At 55.2% G+C, this 17765-nt stretch carries 15 protein-coding genes; 13 read left to right on the top strand and 2 right to left on the bottom strand.

Translation table 11 applies throughout. The features are described 5' to 3' along the window. Window positions 1-224 precede the first annotated feature (224 nt). From F1379_RS05000 to F1379_RS04990, 3 genes are all read left to right on the top strand, one after another. Complete coding sequence (locus F1379_RS05000; protein WP_150267010.1) at window positions 225-1121, top strand: GNAT family N-acetyltransferase; 897 nt, start codon at window positions 225-227, stop codon at window positions 1119-1121. 145 nt (window positions 1122-1266) lie between these two features. Continuing rightward, window positions 1267-2037 (top strand): MerR family transcriptional regulator, encoded by a 771-nt coding sequence (locus F1379_RS04995; RefSeq protein WP_150267007.1) that lies wholly within the window; start codon window positions 1267-1269, stop codon window positions 2035-2037. Window positions 2038-2121: 84 nt separating this feature from the next. Continuing rightward, window positions 2122-3012 carry a diguanylate cyclase domain-containing protein gene (locus F1379_RS04990; RefSeq protein ID WP_162551078.1) on the top strand — a complete coding sequence of 297 codons (891 nt, stop codon included), beginning with the start codon at window positions 2122-2124 and terminating at the stop codon, window positions 3010-3012. Between the two features lie 79 nt (window positions 3013-3091). On the opposite strand, the gene F1379_RS04985 is transcribed toward F1379_RS04990, so the two are convergent. Beyond that, on the bottom strand, window positions 3092-3985 hold the full coding sequence (locus F1379_RS04985; RefSeq protein WP_150267003.1) for a helix-turn-helix domain-containing protein: 894 nt from the start codon (window positions 3983-3985) through the stop codon (window positions 3092-3094). Between the two features lie 117 nt (window positions 3986-4102). On the opposite strand from F1379_RS04985, the gene F1379_RS04980 reads away from it, so the two are divergent. The 5 genes from F1379_RS04980 (at window position 4103) to F1379_RS04960 (ending at window position 10797) form a co-directional block, all read left to right on the top strand. Next, entirely contained in the window at window positions 4103-5008 is a 906-nt protein-coding gene (locus F1379_RS04980; RefSeq protein ID WP_150267001.1) for a nucleotidyltransferase domain-containing protein, read from the top strand. 21 nt (window positions 5009-5029) lie between these two features. Next, window positions 5030-7903, top strand: a complete 2874-nt coding sequence (gene uvrA, locus F1379_RS04975; RefSeq protein WP_150266999.1) for an excinuclease ABC subunit UvrA — start codon at window positions 5030-5032, stop codon at window positions 7901-7903. 72 nt (window positions 7904-7975) lie between these two features. Next, window positions 7976-8914, top strand: a complete 939-nt coding sequence (locus tag F1379_RS04970) for an aminoglycoside phosphotransferase family protein (RefSeq protein ID WP_162551077.1) — start codon at window positions 7976-7978, stop codon at window positions 8912-8914. Window positions 8915-9417: 503 nt separating this feature from the next. Continuing rightward, the gene (locus F1379_RS04965; RefSeq protein ID WP_150266995.1) at window positions 9418-10203 is read left to right on the top strand and encodes a nucleotidyltransferase domain-containing protein; all 786 of its coding nucleotides are present in this window, start codon (window positions 9418-9420) and stop codon (window positions 10201-10203) included. A gap of 144 nt (window positions 10204-10347) precedes the next feature. After that, window positions 10348-10797: a GNAT family N-acetyltransferase gene (locus F1379_RS04960; protein WP_150266993.1), complete on the top strand. Its 450-nt coding sequence runs from the start codon at window positions 10348-10350 to the stop codon at window positions 10795-10797. Window positions 10798-10855: 58 nt separating this feature from the next. Here the strand turns inward: F1379_RS04960 and F1379_RS04955 are convergent, their stop codons facing one another. After that, window positions 10856-12112 carry a S8 family peptidase gene (locus F1379_RS04955; protein ID WP_150266991.1) on the bottom strand — a complete coding sequence of 419 codons (1257 nt, stop codon included), beginning with the start codon at window positions 12110-12112 and terminating at the stop codon, window positions 10856-10858. 163 nt (window positions 12113-12275) lie between these two features. Here F1379_RS04955 and F1379_RS04950 point away from each other — a divergent pair, with 163 nt between their 5' ends. From F1379_RS04950 to F1379_RS04930, 5 genes are all read left to right on the top strand, one after another. Next, a complete protein-coding gene (locus tag F1379_RS04950; protein WP_150266988.1) occupies window positions 12276-12689 on the top strand; it encodes a hypothetical protein in 414 nt (137 codons plus the stop codon). A 1140-nt stretch (window positions 12690-13829) separates the two neighbouring features. After that, on the top strand, window positions 13830-14717 hold the full coding sequence (locus F1379_RS04945) for a phosphotransferase enzyme family protein (RefSeq protein ID WP_150266986.1): 888 nt from the start codon (window positions 13830-13832) through the stop codon (window positions 14715-14717). Between the two features lie 103 nt (window positions 14718-14820). Then, window positions 14821-15069, top strand: coding sequence for a hypothetical protein (locus F1379_RS04940; RefSeq protein WP_150266984.1), 249 nt, complete (start codon window positions 14821-14823; stop codon window positions 15067-15069). Between the two features lie 73 nt (window positions 15070-15142). After that, window positions 15143-15535: a hypothetical protein gene (locus tag F1379_RS04935; protein WP_150266982.1), complete on the top strand. Its 393-nt coding sequence runs from the start codon at window positions 15143-15145 to the stop codon at window positions 15533-15535. A 214-nt stretch (window positions 15536-15749) separates the two neighbouring features. Further along, the gene (locus tag F1379_RS04930; protein WP_150266980.1) at window positions 15750-17171 is read left to right on the top strand and encodes a flavin-containing monooxygenase; all 1422 of its coding nucleotides are present in this window, start codon (window positions 15750-15752) and stop codon (window positions 17169-17171) included. Window positions 17172-17765 lie beyond the last annotated feature (594 nt).

The raw sequence follows: 17765 nt of genomic DNA, 5'->3' as shown, positions 1-17765 counted from the left end.
GTGACAGTAGGTCGAAGAACACGAATGAACAAGCCGGGCTGTAATTCTACCGTATGGGGGAATTACTGCCCGGTGTTTTTGTCTTCCCGGGAGCAAAAATGAAAAACAACGGCGCCTGAGCCCGTTCAGTTATAGGGAAGACTTTATTATGAAGAGAACTTGGCATATTCCCGGTGCTCCTGAGGCAGTAGTATAAAACTAACAAGAACAGGAGGCTGATATTCATGACCATACGCTGCAGGGCATATACATCGCAGGATTTATTACAAGTACGGGACTACATTTCATATAGCTATTCCAAATTGAACCGGCCGGGCAGCTGGCTGATTGCCCGTTTCGAATTTGAAATTTTCTTCTACCAGCTACGGGCCGGCCTGCTTCCCGGCTGGGAACGCAATATCGGCATCTGGGAGGAGGACGACGGCCAAATTGCCGCGATGGTGCTCCGGGATGGGGACTTTTATTTTCAGTTACATACCGAAGATCCGGAAGAAAGCCTGCTTCAGGAAATGTTTCAGTTCATTGAGAATATAGGCGGACAGGAGGAGCAGCGTGCCTGCAAGCTGGCCATCCCGCAGCATTGGACCAAGGTGGAGGCCATCGCGGCCGGGCGGGGGTATGCGATTGTGCCCGGGGAGAGCGACAATGCGGTATCCATTTCCCTGGATCGCGAGTTCCCGGTGGAGATGCAGGGGGGCTTCCGGATTGCTGCCGGCCGGGAGGTCAGCGATAGGGCCAAGGCGCTGGGGCATATCATGGCTTTTGACTACGCGGGTACGGAGAGAGCGGAGCATATGCTGCGGTTATACGGAGGATTGCGTGAAGCGCCGGATTATCGGTCAGATTTGGACCTGTCGGTCTTGAATGAAGCGGGGGAGGTGGTAGCCTTCTGCAACATTTTTGTGGATGAAGTGAACAGGATCGGAGTGCTGGAGCCGGTCGGTACGCATAAAGATTACCGCTTGCAGGGGCTGGGCAAAGCAGTGATCTACGAGGGATTAAACCGGCTGCGGGAGAAAGGTGCACGGAAAGCCTATGTGGGGCCGATGCAGCCTTTCTATGAACGAATCGGGTTCAGGCTGGAAACCGGATTCTCCGTCTGGCGCAAAGAATTGAAGTGAACGCTAGATGACGAAGCATAGCAGACCGTTCTCTTAGGAGAAGGTCTGCTTGTGTGTGGAAACTATTGTATAAAGAAAACGAAAACGACTATTGACCCTCCTCCATGGGGAGGCCTTACGCTTAGAGCTGAAAGGAGGAGAGAAGATGTTGTATACCGTAAAGGAAGCCGCCGGATTGGCGGGCATTACGGTCAAAACTCTGCATCATTACCACCGCATCGGCCTCCTGCTGCCTGCGGAAATTAGCGGGGCCGGTTACCGCCTGTACGGCGCTCCGGAGCTGGAGCGCCTGCAGCAGATTCTGCTGTACCGGGAGCTGGATTTCCCGCTGGACCAAATCGCACGGCTGCTTGCGAAGGAGCCGGACCGGGAGCGGTTGCTCACCGAGCAGGAGCAGCAGCTGCGGCGGCGGAAAGAGCGGCTGGAGACGATTATTGCAACGATTCACAATACCCTTGCCGGTATGGCGAAAGGAGAACCTATGGAACCGGAAGAATTATTCAGAGGACTGGAAAGTGAAGAGGCGTGGCGGAAGGCGCTGCAGCCGCAGAAGGAATATCTGCGGGAAGCCTATCAATATGAACTGCCGGAGCCGACAGCGGCCGAGGTGCCGCGGCTGAACGAAGCCGCCAGGGAAGCGGCGGCATTCATGGCGGAGATGGCAGAGTTGCTGCGGGAAGGCGTGAGCCATAAGAGTGATGGCGTATTCGGACTGCTCCAGAGACATCTGGCCTTTCTAACCGACTACGGTGCCGCCGTTACGGCAGAAGCTTTTGCAGTGCAGAACCGCTTCCTGCTGGGCGATGAGTTTCACCGGAGCATGCTGGAGAGCCAGCAGACGGGGCTTGCCTACTTTTTGGCGGCGGCAGCAGATGCCTATGCTGCGGAGGGTGGCTACCGGCAAGAAAGGAGTTGACTTTCCCCTTACAGGAAGGTTTATGCTTGATTACGAAGGTTGTTCCGGCCGGATCACTTTGTTGAACATGGAGGACAGATGGGCTTGAAGATCAGTGAATTTGCCGCGCGCCATCAGGTAACGACCAAGATGCTGCGCCACTATGACGAAATAGGCGTGCTTAAGCCGTCGGCCATTGACCCGGTAACCGGGTACAGGCAATATGAAGAACATCAGGCCGCTGTGCTGAACTGGGTGCTGATTCTGAGAAGCCTCGATTTCTCGCTTGCCGAGATTAAGAGCATCGTCAGCGGCCCTGTCCTCAGTGCGGAATTGGCTCAGCGGTTAAGGCGCAAACGTATCGAGATTGTAGCCGGGATGAATGTGCAGCTGCAAAAGAACTATCTGATTAACCGTCTGATTCAGATTGTGGAGCAGGAGGAGTTCAGGATGGAACAGCTTGGTGAGCTGCTGAAGCTGAAGCAGGACAGTGTTCATGAATTGAAAAAGAATATGCCGAATATGGAGGTGTTCCTGGAAACGGCGCTTGAGATTATTTCCGGGAGCACAGAGGCGGAGGAGATTGCGGTCCTGCGCTTTGACATCCGCCATTTTAAGGGAATCAATGACCGGTACGGCTTTGAGACAGGGGACAAGGTGATTTTGGCCTGCTTTGAAATCATCCGGCAGTGTCTGGAGCGTACAAGCTGCAAATCATGTATCGGCAGAGCGCACGGCGATGAATTTGTCGTATGTATCCAGGCCGAGCAAGCGGTGGTGGAAAGATTGGCCGCAGCGGTCCTGGACAGTCTGGAGAATCTGGATTACCGGGCCCTTGGGTGCGGAGAAGCCATCGGCGGGCGAATTGGCTACCTGTATGCAGAGAAGCGCAGAATTGACGACATCCGCAGAATGATTGAGAATTCTATTGAGGCGGTGCATGAGGCGGCAAGACAAGACAGCTGCTATGCGATCTATTCGGAACGCTACGCGTAACGGCAGCTGCTGATGAATGCCAATAACGGGTGCAACAGAACCAGGCTCTTGATGAGGGCCTGGTTTTTTGTATGCTGAATTACAGCCAGGTGATCGGATAATAGAAATCGCATTCGCAATACTGCCTGCTGCATTTGGAATAGTCGATATACTCAAAGCTGAATTTATCCCGCAGCTCCATCTGCACGGTGGGCATCCAGCGGTTGAAGACAACGTTCCAAATGCTCTCCAGGGCTTGCGGCGAGAGCTCCTCGGGGCGGTGGGTGCCTATATATGTAAATACGCCGTACTTATGGGGGCGGACATGGCGCTGCTTCATCTGCGGCGGTACGATGCTGCTCTGGTCAATCTGGAGCGAGGGCTGGTAGCTGGTATAACCGGCATAAGGTTCCGGAACGGACGTGAAGCCGTAGTAGACATTTTTGCGGACCGGGTTGACGATCTCAAGTCTCTGATTAAAAAAGAAATCAACGCCGCGTTTAATCGCTGTCCCGTTTAACTGGTTCTCCTCGGCGTCTATTCTGTATTCCGGCCCGGCCAGCGAGAACGCCGGCAGGATGCGGATGGCGCGGAAGAAGACCAGCCCGTCTCCGGCCGTGCCCATGAAATCCGCATTGAAGCGGTCCAGAATGTTCAGCGGCGAAGGCGTTTTGCGCCATCTGCCCGGTGTACAGCCGAATTCCTCCTTGAAGACGCGGTTATAGCTGCGCTCGCTGCCAAAGCCGTATTTGTCCGAAATCCAGGCAATCCCGCTCCCCGGCCTCAGCAGGTCTCCCAGCGAATCGGCAATCCGCCGCCTGCGCACATACTCCATAATTCCTGTGGAGGTGGCACCCTTCCAGATCCGCAGCAGATGAAATTTGGAGACATTGACATGACGGGCGATTCTGTCCAGGCACAGGTCTTCTGCCAGCAGATGCTCCTCGATAAAGTCGGTCGTGCGTTTAATGGTTTCCAGCAGATAGTGATCCATAGGCCCGCCCTTTTCCGCAATATTTGTCCTATTTAAAACATGGATATCCCGTATAATCTTACCACACGCCCCGGAATCGGCAATGATTTCCATACGGTGGGCAGGGGAGGATACTAAATGGACAACACGGTTAAGCGGGAGCTGCAGGCTCGTTACCACGCGGCGGTGGAGGACTTTGTGGACAAGGTCAGGGATGATCCGAACGTCATCGCCGTTATCATCTGCGGCAGTCTGGCCTATGATCAGGTGTGGGACAAAAGCGATATCGACATGGCGCTGATTGTCAGGGATCAGCCGCTCAAGCTCCATTATTTTCGTCTGATTGAAGACGGAATTACCATCAATGCGGAGCTGTTCACGCGCAGCGGCTTCAAGCGGGGAACGGAGCGGCTGATCGGCGGCTCGCTGCCGCAGTCATATTTCGCCAAAGGGCGCATTGTGTACAGCGCCGATGACAGTCTTTACGAGTACTTCGAAGAATTCAAGCAGCTAGGCGGCCGCGACATTTCGCTGACGCTGCTGACTCTTGCCTGTGAGCTGGTGGATCTCTGCCACAAATGCCAGAAGTGGATGATTTTGCGCAAGGATCTAATGTATGCGCAATACTATCTGCTGAAGGCTGCCGACCTGATTGCCGCCATGGAGCTGTGCGCTTCCGGCGAGCCGCCGATCCGCGAATCGGTGCTGAAGGTGCTGGAGCAGGACCCCGAGCTGCTGGCCCCGTATTATCAGCAGCCGATGTCAGGCCGCCTGGGCGAAGTAGAAATTCGGGAAGCCATTCAGCGGATGGAAGAGACGCTGGACCGTCATATGGACCTGATGAAGTGGCCGGTCCTGGAATTTATGTCCGATCAGGAAGTGAAGACGGTGACACATTTCCTGAAGCATTTTCAGCTGCCGATTGCCGGAATTCTGGAATATATGGCCGATAAGGGCATCATCGAGAAAGTGTCGCAGCCGCTGGGCATCACCCCGAAGAGCAGGCCGGCGGTGCAGGAGATGGCTTTTCTGTATATCCCCTAGTTCACAAGGAGGTCCTTAAATATGACGATTCGTTCAACCATTGAAATCACGGGAGCCAGGCAAAATAACCTGCGCAACATCTCGCTGGAGATTCCGCGGGACAAGCTGACCGTCATCACCGGCGTCTCCGGCTCCGGCAAATCCTCGCTGGCCTTTGATGTGCTCTACGGCGAGGGCCAGCGGCGCTTTCTCGATTCCATCTCCAACTTCGCCAAGAGCCGGATCAGCCAGATCAAGAAGGCGAAGGTCGATGCTGTGCGGGGGCTATCGCCCGTCATCGCCATCGAGCAGAAGAAGGGGAATCACAATCCCCGTTCTACCGTGGGTACCGTAACTGACATTCATGATTATCTGCGCCTCTTGTTCGCCACCGCCGGCACCGGCCACTGCCCGGAGTGCAGCCATCCGCTCCGCCAGCTGTCGGCCGCCCAGATTGCCGAGCAGGTCTCGGCACTGCCTGAAGGCACAGTTATCGAGCTGCGGGCGCCGGTCTATAAAATCTACGGCGAGGATTACAGCTATACCTTCAGCGAGCTGCGCAAGAAAGGCTTCAAACGCCTGCTGATCGACGGCGCACCTGCTGCTCTGTCCGAGGAGCTGGAGCTGGATGAACGGCGTTCATACGTAGTCGAAATCATCATTGACCGGTTCACGCTGAAAGCGGACACGTACATACAGCTTACCAAATCCATTGAAGCCGCAATGCTGGCCCTGGATGAGGATATTATGATCAAAGTAGAAGTGATTGGCGGCGCGCCGCAGGGCTTCTACGAGCGTTTCGGCTGCCCGGAGCATCATGTCTTCCTGTGTGATATGCAGCCCTTCCACTTCTCGTTCAACGCCGCCGGCAGTGCGTGCCATACCTGTCTGGGTGTAGGGATGTCCTATGTGGTAGAGCCGCGCTTCCTGGTTGTAGCACCGGAGCGGAGCATTAATAAAGGCGCCCTGAAGAGTACCGTGTTCAGTCCTGTCAGCAAGGACACCTACCGATCGGTCATTATGTACAGCCTGTCGCAGAAATATGGCTTCAGTCTGGATACCCCGTTTAACGAACTGCCGAGTGAAATTCATGACCTGCTCTTCTATGGCAGCAAAGGTGAGCTAGTCCCGATGGTGCAGCCTCCGGATGCCGGAAAGCGCAACTGGATCACCGGCCGCGACCGGCCGTTCGGCGGGTTCGTGCACGAGCTGGAGAGCTGGTACAAGCACTATATCCGTAAATCCTCCTCCGGCGAAGCATCGGAGCCGACCTTCATCAAGGACTGCATGATTGAGAAGGTATGCCCGGAGTGCAGCGGGGCGCGTCTGAAGCAGCAGCGTCTGCAGGTGACGGTTGGCGGGCGGAACATCGACCAGCTCAGCCGGATGCAGCTGCAGGACCTGCTGGCGTTTCTTGACACGCTTGCCTTTGCCGAGGAGGACCGGGAGGTGGCGGAATCCATTGTCCGTGAGCTGCACGGACGGATCTCCCTCCTGATCGAGATCGGGCTGCATTATATCAGCCTCGGCCGGCGCAGCGACAGTATGTCTGGCGGCGAAATGCAGCGCATCAAGATGTCGACACAGATCAGCAGTGAGCTGATGGGCATGCTCTACATTATGGATGAGCCGAGCATCGGCCTTCATCCACGGGATACCGGGAGAGTGATCGATACGATGAAGAAGCTGCGTGATATCGGGAATACGGTCATCGTGGTTGAGCATGACCTGGAGACCATTGCCAGCGCCGATTATATCGTGGAGATCGGACCGGGTCCAGGCGTACACGGAGGCAATATTGTCGCCAGCGGCACGTATGAGACGCTAATCGGCGATCCGCAGTCGCTGACGGGACGGTATCTGTCCGGCAAGGCGCATATCCCGGTACCGCAGCAGCGCCGCAAGCTTGGAGACACCTTCCTTTCCATTCAGGGCGCACGCGAGAACAATCTTAAGGATGTCGATCTCGACATTCCGCTGGGAGTGTTCATCTGTGTAACCGGCGTATCCGGCTCCGGCAAAAGCTCACTGATCAACGAAATCCTCTCCAAGCAGCTGAGGATCGACAAGACGGGCGCGCGGATCGTGGCGGGTGAGCATGATTTCCTGTTCGGCTCCGATCTCCTGAATTATGTCATCAACATCGACCAGACGCCGATCGGCCGCAACAGCAAATCCAATCCGGCCACCTATATCGGCATTTATGACCGTATCCGCGACCTGTTCGCCGCGCAGCCGGAAGCAGCCGCACGGGGATATCAGGCCATTGACTTCAGCCTGACCCATGCCGGTGGCACCCGCTGCGAGCACTGTGCGGGCGAGGGAATGATGGTTACCAGCCTGCAGTTCATGGCCGATATCGAATCGGTCTGCCCGGTGTGCAAAGGCAGCAGGTTCTCGGAAGAGGGGCTGGAGATCAAGATCCGCGGCAAAAGCATCGGCGATGTGCTGAAAATGACGGTGGAAGAAGCGCGCGAGTTTTTTGCGGACAACAAATATTTGAAGCATAAGCTTGAGATTATGAACGAGCTGGGCCTCAGCTATATGACTCTGGGGCAGAGCTCGACCACGCTCTCAGGCGGGGAAGCGCAGCGGGTGAAGCTGGCCTATGAGCTGGCAAAAATCAAACGGGGCGCACATAACCTCTATATTCTCGATGAGCCGACCACAGGACTTCACCTGGCGGATATCGCGAAGCTGCTGGTGGCGCTGAACAAGCTGGTGGACAGCGGACATTCCGTCATCGTGATCGAACATCATCTGGATGTGATCAAAGGCGCCGACTATATAATCGACATGGGACCGGAGGGCGGCAATGCGGGCGGCTATGTAGTAGCCGAAGGCACTCCAGAACATGTGGCCGGGGTGGAGGCCTCGCTTACCGGACGGTATTTGCGGGACTTGCTTAAGCAGTAAGACGCTGTGGGCCGGATGGAACCGCGATAACGGGCGGACTATATTAAAATCAATGAAAGCGGGGCGTTGACTTTGGAATCAGAACCACTCGTGCCGGAAGCATACTGCGAACCGATCAGGGCGCTGATCGGTCCCTTTCAGGTTCTGCAGGATCATCGAAGGGGCAGCTCCCGGACCGGAGTCTGGAAGCTCCAGGCTCTGGACAGCGGCAGCTGCTACTATGCCAAGATATTCACCCGCAAGCAGAGATGGCACCCGGAAGTCTACGCGTATACCCGCTGGATGCCGGCGCTTAAGCCGCAAGTGCCGGAGCTGGTCGGGGTGTTCGAGGGCGACGGCTGGCAGGGTATCCTGATTACTGCGCTGGAAGGAAGGATTATGAGGGCTGCCGATCTGGAGCCCGCCGCCAGATATGCGGCTTACCGCAAGGCGGGGGAGTGGATCAGGCGGCTGCACGCTTCGGCAACGGGGGAATGGTTCGGGCGTCCGGATAAGGATGGCAACCCGCTGGAGCTGTTCCACCACCGCGACCCGGTGGTGTATATCCGGCACACCCTGGAGGAGCTGGCGGACGGGTGCAGGCAGGAAGAGCTGCTGCAGCCGCAGGAGCAGAAGCTGGCCGATTGGGCGCTCGCCCACGTGGATGTGTTTGCGGGCGCGCAGCCGGTGCCAATCGGCTGGGACTCCACACCCGGTAATTGGCTGGTGGGCAGCAATGGCGAACTGACGGGCATGATCGACTTCGAGAACATGCTCTGGGGCGTTGACGCCGACCATTTCTCGATCTTGTTCGAGCGTTATTTCATCGAAGATCCGCAAGCGGAGCAGGCCTTCTTCGCAGGCTATGGCCCGGACTTTCCGCTGGCGCACCGGGAGCGGCTCCGTATCTGCTGCATCAAGCTGGCGCTAGGCGATATCTATTGGGGCACCCGTCACGGGATGCCCGCCGTCGCTGTGTATGGGCGCAGACTGCTGGCGCAGCTGTGGCGGGAAGATGCCGTGCTGTGCTAAGCACGGCGTCGCGTACGGGAGGGGAAGGGGACGTGTTCGGCAGCAGCCCGGCGGTCGTGCTGCAGGGGTGAAGGGACTGTGCTCGGCAGGAGCCCAGCGGTGCGTGTGCGTGAGGGGAAGAGGCGTGCGGGGCGTAAGCCGTGCTGTGCGCGTGGGAGGCCAAAGGGTCGCAAGAAAAGAGCCGGGCGGCTGAGTGCAAGTGTGCCGGGAGTTAACGCTCCAGCGTCGCATGTAACCCATAACGAGCCGGAGCTTGGAATTCCCGCGTGGGGGCGGCATGCCGGGATAACCCGCAGACATGCCGCCATGACTCGCAGACATGCCGCCAGACTCGCAGACATGCCGCCGGATTTGCGGACTCTGCCAATGATTATGCACAAATATGCTTGCCGTGCAGCGGCAAACGGCCTATTTTCAGACTCGCTGGATTGTGCTATGCTTCGCTTATGTTTATTAATCTATTAATTGATTAATATTTTTGTTAACTAAAGGGGCGAAGCTGGATGTATCAACACCATCAACAAGCGATTGCGGCCATTACTGCCAAGCTGCAGACAAGAGAGGATGTGCTCGGAGTAATCATCGGGGGCTCGGTGGCACACGGATATGCCAGCGAAACTTCCGATCTCGACATTATGCTTGTGCTATCGGAAGCGGATTATGAGCGGGCGCTCGGGAGCTATGAGGTCGGATTTTTTGAAACGGAATCTACGCCTTATGAGGGAGGGTACGTGGACGGAAAATGTGTATCTGTGGATTACATCCGGCAGGTGGCTGCCGCAGGAAGCGAGCCGGCGAAGTTTGCCTTCAAGGATGCCTGGGTGAGCTACTCGCGCATTGAGGGTCTGGATGAACTTGTAGCTGCGGCCTCGGCTTACCCTTCCGCAAGGCAGGATGAGAATCTGGCCAGGTTCTATGCACAATTCGAAACCTGGAAGTGGTACTATTACGAGGGGTTGAAGCGGAACAACCTGCTGCTGATGGATTACTCGCGGACCAATTATGCCTATTTTGCCGGCAGGCTGATTCTGACGTTGAACGGGATGCTGTTTCCATCCTATAAGTGGTTCCTCAAGGAGCTGGAACGGGCTCCCCGCAAGCCGGACGGGTTCATGCAGCTGATGAAGGGCGTCACCGAGCAGAGGACCGCTGAGCCCATCGAGGCTTTATATGCCAGTCTGATGGATTTTCACCGCTGGTCCAGCTCGGACAAGCATTGGTCAGTACAGTTCATGCTCGACAGCCAGCTGAATTGGTTGGACGGCAACGTGCCGATTCTGGATCTTTAAGTCTATGGAAGCCCTCTAACCGGACGTTATGGTGCTGTGGTTGGACGGGAGGATGGCATACTCTGGTTTTTAAGTTAATGCGGTACTCTGTAATGTAGAGCGTTGTTGATTCTTTTCTGTGGCCGCAGAAACGGAGGGTGAAGGATGGAAGTCCGAAAAGCAAATCTGCATGACATGGATCAAATGCTGGAGAACCGGCTGAAATTCCTGGAGGAGTTTAAAGGCGAGCCTGTCCCGGGTCATCTCATAGAGAGCACGCGAAATTATTTACAAGAACATCTCGCCGACGGCACGCTGATCGCCTATCTGGCCGTTGACGGGGGCCAACTCGTATCCAGCGCAATTCTTAGTGTATACGGGGTTCTGCCGACACTCGGAAACCCCGGCGGACGGACCGGTTATCTGTTCAATGTGTACACGCTCTCCGGCTACCGCAGAAGAGGACTGTCCCGGACTGTATTGGAGCAGCTGATCGGCGAAGCCAGAGAGAGTGGACTGGGTAAAATCTATTTGGAATATACGGCCGACGGGCGGCATCTTTATGAGAAGCTGGGCTTTGAGCAGCTTCCCAATGAAATGGTGCTGAAGCTGTAGCAGTCGCAAAATATAGACGCGAGGCCCTGCCTCGCGTCTTCGCTCTTGTTTATGCCATTCACTTGCGGAGCAGAAACCTTACATTAACCTCACCGCTGCCCGCGGTGTTGCGTTTATACCCAAGCCTGAGCGCATTGCGTTGTAATCTTGCTTTGACTTCGCAGGGCTTGAGGCACGGATTGCGCTGCAGCAGCTGTGCGGCGGCGCCGGAAACCACAGGGGCGGAAACGCTGGTACCCGACAGCACAAAATACTGCTTGTCGATCTTCATATACGGATACTGTCTGGCGAGCTCCGAGCGCGGTGCCAGCAGTGAGATCACGGTCTCTCCCGGAGCGACGATATCCGGCTTGGGCCTTCCGCCCGGCGCTGGGCCGCGGCTGGAGTACCATGTGATCCGGTCATCGCTCTGCCGGACGGACCTGCGGTCGTCCACGGCCCCGACTGTAATGGCCAACGGGCTGATGCCGGGGGATTCGACGGTGCGGGGCGACGGGCCGCTGTTTCCGGCGGCGATGACGCAGGTCAGCCCGGCTTTGACGGCCTTCTCTACCGCCTGGCAGAGCGGGTCGTCCGCGCAGGAGGTCACGGCTTCTCCGCCGAAGGACATGGACAGAATCCGCAGCTTCAGCCGCTTGCGGTTGCGGATGCACCATTCAATGCCCTTGATGATGGTGGAGTCGAAGCCGTCGCCATTTGCGTCCAGTACTTTCACACCGACAATTCCCGCCTGCGGGGCAGGTCCACGGTATTTGCCCTTGCTGGCCCAGCCGTTCCCGGCGGCGTCGCCGGCGATATGGGTGCCGTGCCCATTGTCGTCGTAAGGCTTGCAGCGGCCGTTGACCAGATCCTTGAAGGCGACGATCCGGTTCACCGGCCGGGTCAGATCGGGATGGGGATAGACGCCTGTATCCAGCACGGCAATGTTGATTCCCTTACCGGTCAGCCCGCATCGTTTCTGGACGGCAGCGGCTCCGATGGAGGGAGTGACGATATTCAGATTCGCTTTTTTGACAGTGTCCAGATAAATCTTACCGACCTCGCGGCAGCCGCAGAGCTTCTCCAGACAGGCCGGAGACATGGCGGCCGACACCGCGTTAATGAGGGAGAGTCTCTTTTTTACCCGCAGCATATGTCCTCCCCCCAAATGCTTCCGCACATTGGCCAGCCTGGAGGAGGTCACGGGACGCTTTAATTGTACGATGACCGGTATTGCCGCAGCGGTGCCGCCTGTATTGCGGGCGGAGCGGATCTGCCGGGCCAAGGGCAGATTGACGGCAGCCTTATGCGGTTCATTCCGGGACTTTGCTTTCATATGATAGATCACCTCTTGCAGGCAGTGTATGCAGCACCGGGCGTAGGCGTACACCAGAGTAAATCTAGGACACTACCACATTTCTGAATTGATAGGCAAGCATAGTTTCGGTGCAGACCGAACATGCATTTACTGGAGTATCCTATCAGAAAGTGGTGAGTATATGAGAACTGCAAGAATAGCGAAACCTGCAAGAATAGCGAAACCTGCAAAAACCGTAAAAGCCGCAGACCGCAAAACCCTGATGGCCCGCCGTGCCCTGATGCTGAAGAAACAGGCACAGGCTGCCGCTGCCAGACGGAGAAGACGTAGAATCAGACAGACGCTTGACCGCCTGGTGGTCATCGTGACAACAACAGGAGGAGCACCAAGAACTACTGTGGGCTGGACAGCCGTTCTGTCTGGAGGCCCGTCTCCGGTAACAGCTGAATTTGACGATTTCGGTGTAGTCCGCTTCCCGACAATTACAACTTTGACCGATATTGAATATCAGGTCAGAATCAGAGACGGGAACAATAACACGGTCACCACACGCGTCATTCCGGCGAACCGTGAATATTTCATCGTCAGAGCTTAAGGAAAGCAGGTAACGAAGCAGTAAGCAGCGTGCACCGTATCGGCGGTGTACGCTGCTTTGATATGGAACTATATAAGTTGAACTTAAGATTAAGATTAGGCTGAATAAGGCCGGAAAGTGAATTAAAGTTATGGACTCCCGCATCCTGCTCATTCCCGATCTCCATATGAATACCGCTAGTTGCTGTTGAATTCGCTGGCAGCAGGCTCTATCCGGCTCTGTTTAGGTATGATGAACATAGGAACCCCCTATTCAACAAGGATAAATGTATTTCGTACAACTATTTGTTAGGTATGCACCCATCTTTGAAGGATAGATGTATTTTGTGCAACTAAAATCAGCATATAGGGATCAAACTTCCTTAAAGCAAGAAAATAGATGTACGAAATGCAACTATAGCCGGGAAACGGCCTGTTTAGGTGGATATAGTTGTACAAACTGCAATTAGCAGCTTAGCAGCTTAGCAGCGGGTAGTGAGGTCATTAAGAGCAGTAGCTGCTGTCCCCTTTAGTCATGGGTGCTCTTGGCCTTCCTCATCTATTTTATTGATTTGACCTGTGTGGAGGATAATCACGATCTACCTTTCAGCAGCTTAAAACGATGACAGCCCGTGCTTCGCCTATCCGCTTTACTGTGGAAAGCCATCAGGCGGAGGCCGGGACTGCAACAAGCGGTATAAATCAAGAAATCTACGGACGGGAAGTGGCCGGAAGTCCAAATCTTTTCTTGCGTCATGGCTAATCCCAACACAAATATAAGTTGAACAAAAGAAAAAAACAAAGAGATGGAAGTGCGGAGGGGAAGTTTGGAACTGTAGGAGCGATAGCGGTCGCCTTTGTCACCGGATTTCAACCGCTAAGAGCGGTTTGAATTAAGAAATCTGGGGACAATAGCGGCCGGAAGTCCAAACAATCCCTACAGTTACGACCCAATCTATGTGACTTTCAAAAGTTCAACTTATATAGTTAGACTTTTTGCTGAGGAGTGTTTGGATGAAAAGCTATTTTGTACATAATGGCGATGTGGCTTTGCATGTCCCCGATGAAGAGCAGAAGAAGTATATCGAGGAAGTCGAACGCTTTATGAAGCGGTTCTCGAAATAAACAGGCGCAAACGGCCCGCGCAGGAAAGAGGGGATAAATGAACAAGTCCATCCAGCCGATCATTACGGCGCTGAAGCTGAAGGTGCAGCGAATCGAAGGAGTGCCGGAATCCTACAGCTCAGAGGTGTACAAGCTTCTCTTAACCGGCGGCGAGACAGTGTATTTGAAAATTCCGTTTAACAAGCACAAATGGATGCGGGAGCAGCGGATTCTCCAGATGCTGCAGGGCGTCATGCCGGTCCCGGAGGTTCTGAAGGTCTGGCCCGGTGACGATGCAAGACCCGGAGCACTGCTGCTGTCCGCCATTCCCGGAACCGCTTGTCCGGAGACGCCGGACCGGGAGCTTGCCTATCAAATAGGCATGCTGCATGCGACTATGCATCAGGTGCAATTACCTGAATACGGCGTGCATGATGCGGATGGCTTCAAGGCATTGCCGCACAATGATTGGCGGCTTTACCAGCAGGGCAATTTTGCAGATTGGCAGCAGGTGTGCCGGAATATTCTGGATCCCGATTTATTTGAAGCGTGCCTCGAATATTTCGCAGCCGCTTTTGCAGCATTGCCGCAGCCGGACGGGCCATGTCTGATCCATATGGATTTCCGGCCCGGCAACATTCTCGTGAACGGGCAAGCGGTAACGGGACTGATTGATTTCGAAAGCGCCCGCAGCGGAGCGGCTGAAGCGGACTTTACCAAGCTGAACCGGTATATCTGGTCCGGACATCCGCAGGCCCGGGAGCATTATGCCGCAGGTTATGAGGCGGTCCGTCCGCTGCCTGATCTGGACCGGGTGCTGCCGTTCTACGAATTCTATGATGCCTTCAGCGGAGTAGCGTGGTGTGTGCGGAGAGGCATCGGGAAGAACCGGGATTTTTTGGAGGAGAATATTGCAGTATTGAGGAGTGCTGTACGGCCCTGCTGAAACGGACAAATGCATATGAGGACCAAAATACCATTGCTGGCGCCGGGGCCGATATGAGAGTATTATAAATAGACAAACTAAGATAGGAATAGAGGCACGAAACATGCTGAAAGCGATTTTTAAAAATTATCCGCTCTGGTTTATGCTCGTCTGGGGCTGCGTGATGATCGGATTTGTGGTGGTCTTTATCGTAGGCCTTAATTTGCCGGTGCTGATGGGCTTGATGGCTGTATTTTACGGAGCGAATGCGATCCGTTCCTGGAAGAATGAGCGGAGCTACGCCTACATTGCAATAGCCTTGACTATCGTATTTGCGGCCGCCGCAGTGATCACGCATAACTACACAAGCTGACAAGAAAATGGACATCCGCCGGATTAGGTGCGATGTCTTTTTTTGTACATTAGGAGTTTAAGGAGGCTGTTGAATGAAATATTACGGTATTGTTATTGAAGAGTCGTTGAGGAGTTCCGCTGTATTGTCCGGATTCGATATTGTAGCGCACAAACGCCAAGGCGGCTGGAGATTTCTGCTTGTTGCGTTATGCGAGGCAGACCTTGGGCACCAGATTGAGCGGCTGCAGCAGGAGATGATTCCGGTTGCGGAGGACTGCTGGTATAACCACTTTTTTGCCGGAGAACGGCTCGTTGTCGTTTATCAGGACAGGGTATTTCACACAACCGTCAACCCTGCGGATGGAGCTGAAGTGATTCAATATGGGTTGTCGCATGGTATTCCCAGGGAGCAGCTCGACTTCAATCCTTGCTCCTTGACAGCGGCTGCAGCGTTGTTCGGAATTGATAGTTTATCTGACATTTGAATTTGTGTGAAAAAGAAATTCCGGGATATTGTCAACGATTTTCCCTGATTAACCATGAATATTAGGTGTTATATACAATCCAATCGTGAATTTTTGGCTATTATGACAATAAACCTGCCATGAGCGTTCAAAAGGCGGCGGGAACAAGATATAATATGGCAAAACAAACACGGGAAAGTATAACAGGGGGTTGCCCGGAAAGGTCTGAGGAACGATGAGCCTGGAAGCTTTGACTGAACAAGTGCATACCGATCTTTCCTATCTGGCCTACGGCGGTCCGGACTGGGTGCGGCCGCTGGAGCATCGTGAAGGCCATGTATATGATGTAGTCATTGTCGGCGGAGGACAAAGCGGCCTGGGTGCCGCCTTCGGCCTGCTGCGTGAGCGGGTGTCCAATATTCTTGTCATCGACGAGAATCCGGAAGGGCTGGAGGGACCTTGGGAGACCTATGCCCGGATGGTTACGCTGCGCACGCCCAAGCATCTGACTTCGATTGATTTGGGGATACCCTCGCTCACCTTCCGCTCCTGGTATGAAGCCCAGCACGGGCCTGAAGGCTGGGAGGCGCTCGGCAAAATCCCCCGCGGAGACTGGATGAACTATCTGCGGTGGTACCGTCAGGTACTGAGCCTGCCTGTGCTGAACGAAGTGGAGCTGCAGCTGATCGAGCCGCTGGCGGAAGGGGTTCACCGGCTGCATATTGCGGGGGAAGGTGCCCGGCATGAGCAGCTGCTGGCGCGCAAGGTGGTGCTGGCGACCGGCATCCAGGGCGGCGGTGAATGGCATGTGCCGCCGCTGATTGCAGACCATGTGCCGAAGCATCTGTATGCGCACACTTCGGAGGCCATTGATTTCGGCGCGCTGCGGGGCCGGAGGATCGCCATTCTGGGCGGCGGCGCCTCGGCATTCGACAACGCAAATTATGCGCTGTCTGCAGGCGTGGCCGAGGCGCATGTCTTTGTCCGCCGGGAGCAGCTGCCGTGCATCAATCCGATCCGCCAGATGGAGGTATCGGGGATGATCGAGCGGTTCCACACCCTGAGCGATGCAGATAAGTATGCGGTGATCGCCCATTTCTTTCAGTACAACCAGCCGCCGACCGACGACACCTTCAGCCGTGCCGCAGCCTGGCCGGGCTTCCGGCTGCATCTCGGCTCGCCGTGGCTTCAGGTGCAGACGCAAGGGGAGGGGGCGGTAGTTACGACGCCAAAGGGAGACTTCAGCTTTGACTTCCTGATCATCAGCACCGGGCTGCTCAGCGATCCTGCCCTGCGGCCGGAGCTGCGGCTGCTTGCAGGGGATATTGCCCGCTGGAGTGACCGCTACCGGGCTCCGGCGGATACGGCGAATGCGCTGCTTGACGCGCATCCGTATCTGACTCCCGGCTTTGCGCTGCAGGGCAAGGACGAAGCCGGACAGGGACGGCTGCATGGGCTGTTCGTCTTCAACTACTCCGCGCTCGCCAGCTGCGGGCTGTCGGCTTCGGCGATCTCGGGCATGCGGTGTGCCATTCCGAAGCTGGCGGCCGGGGTGGCCGACCAGCTCTTTACAGATGACCGCGAGGCGATTCTGCAAGCATTTTTTGCCTATCAGGACGTCGAATTTACCGGTACCTGGCCGGCGGTGAAGGTTTAGACGCCAGGATTGGCTGATTTTGTTGATGTTCGATGCTGTACAGGAGGAGCTCTGCCTGCGGACCCGTGGGCGGGGCTTTTTTTAATCCAGGGTATAAGTGGATTAGTTTCGTTTCACTTCCCACGCAGTCACTTCTTGCTGGAGCCGTTCTAAGCAGCCAATTAGGCGATGCAAACTAACGTACAGGTGAAATTAGGGAGCGATTTTCCACTAACCCTGCAAAGGAGCTAACATGTAAACTTTAAGGTACTGTTCTGCTTTTCGTGAGGTGCGCTTGGTTTGTGGTTTATGGTCGATTTTTCGCCTACGTTTGCCCTGTCTACCTTCACTGCAGCCCATTGTGGTCGGTTTTTCGACTACAATGGGTCTGTTTTCCTCCACGGCAAGACATTGTGGTCGATTTTTCGCCTACAATTGGCTCGTTTACCCTCGCGGCAGCCCATTGTGGTCGCTTTTTCATCTACAACAGGATTGATTAGCCGGACTGTGCTGATTGTCGGCCTGTTCACGGGAAAGGGATGCAGGGGCGGACGTCCCAGCCTTACTCCCAAATAGGTGATTCATAGCTACAATTTGATGCGGTCAAGGTGCTAG

Origin of the sequence: Paenibacillus tepidiphilus (genome assembly GCF_008635795.1) — a bacterium.
Classification (GTDB): Bacteria; Bacillota; Bacilli; order Paenibacillales; family Paenibacillaceae; genus Paenibacillus_AQ; species Paenibacillus_AQ tepidiphilus.
The sequence above is the reverse complement of the archived record's forward strand: the minus strand, read 5'-3'. Positions and strand labels throughout refer to the sequence as shown.

What these genes read in the sequence shown, in the direction of transcription:
- F1379_RS05000 (WP_150267010.1), top strand. Translation starts at nt 225, where the DNA reads ATGACCATACGCTGCAGGGCATATACATCGCAGGATTTATTACAAGTA.
- F1379_RS04995 (WP_150267007.1), top strand. Translation starts at nt 1,267, where the DNA reads ATGTTGTATACCGTAAAGGAAGCCGCCGGATTGGCGGGCATTACGGTC.
- F1379_RS04985 (WP_150267003.1), bottom strand. Translation starts at nt 3,985, where the DNA reads ATGGATCACTATCTGCTGGAAACCATTAAACGCACGACCGACTTTATC.
- F1379_RS04980 (WP_150267001.1), top strand. Translation starts at nt 4,103, where the DNA reads ATGGACAACACGGTTAAGCGGGAGCTGCAGGCTCGTTACCACGCGGCG.
- uvrA (WP_150266999.1), top strand. Translation starts at nt 5,030, where the DNA reads ATGACGATTCGTTCAACCATTGAAATCACGGGAGCCAGGCAAAATAAC.
- F1379_RS04965 (WP_150266995.1), top strand. Translation starts at nt 9,418, where the DNA reads ATGTATCAACACCATCAACAAGCGATTGCGGCCATTACTGCCAAGCTG.
- F1379_RS04960 (WP_150266993.1), top strand. Translation starts at nt 10,348, where the DNA reads ATGGAAGTCCGAAAAGCAAATCTGCATGACATGGATCAAATGCTGGAG.
- F1379_RS04955 (WP_150266991.1), bottom strand. Translation starts at nt 12,112, where the DNA reads ATGAAAGCAAAGTCCCGGAATGAACCGCATAAGGCTGCCGTCAATCTG.
- F1379_RS04950 (WP_150266988.1), top strand. Translation starts at nt 12,276, where the DNA reads ATGAGAACTGCAAGAATAGCGAAACCTGCAAGAATAGCGAAACCTGCA.
- F1379_RS04945 (WP_150266986.1), top strand. Translation starts at nt 13,830, where the DNA reads ATGAACAAGTCCATCCAGCCGATCATTACGGCGCTGAAGCTGAAGGTG.
- F1379_RS04940 (WP_150266984.1), top strand. Translation starts at nt 14,821, where the DNA reads ATGCTGAAAGCGATTTTTAAAAATTATCCGCTCTGGTTTATGCTCGTC.
- F1379_RS04935 (WP_150266982.1), top strand. Translation starts at nt 15,143, where the DNA reads ATGAAATATTACGGTATTGTTATTGAAGAGTCGTTGAGGAGTTCCGCT.
- F1379_RS04930 (WP_150266980.1), top strand. Translation starts at nt 15,750, where the DNA reads ATGAGCCTGGAAGCTTTGACTGAACAAGTGCATACCGATCTTTCCTAT.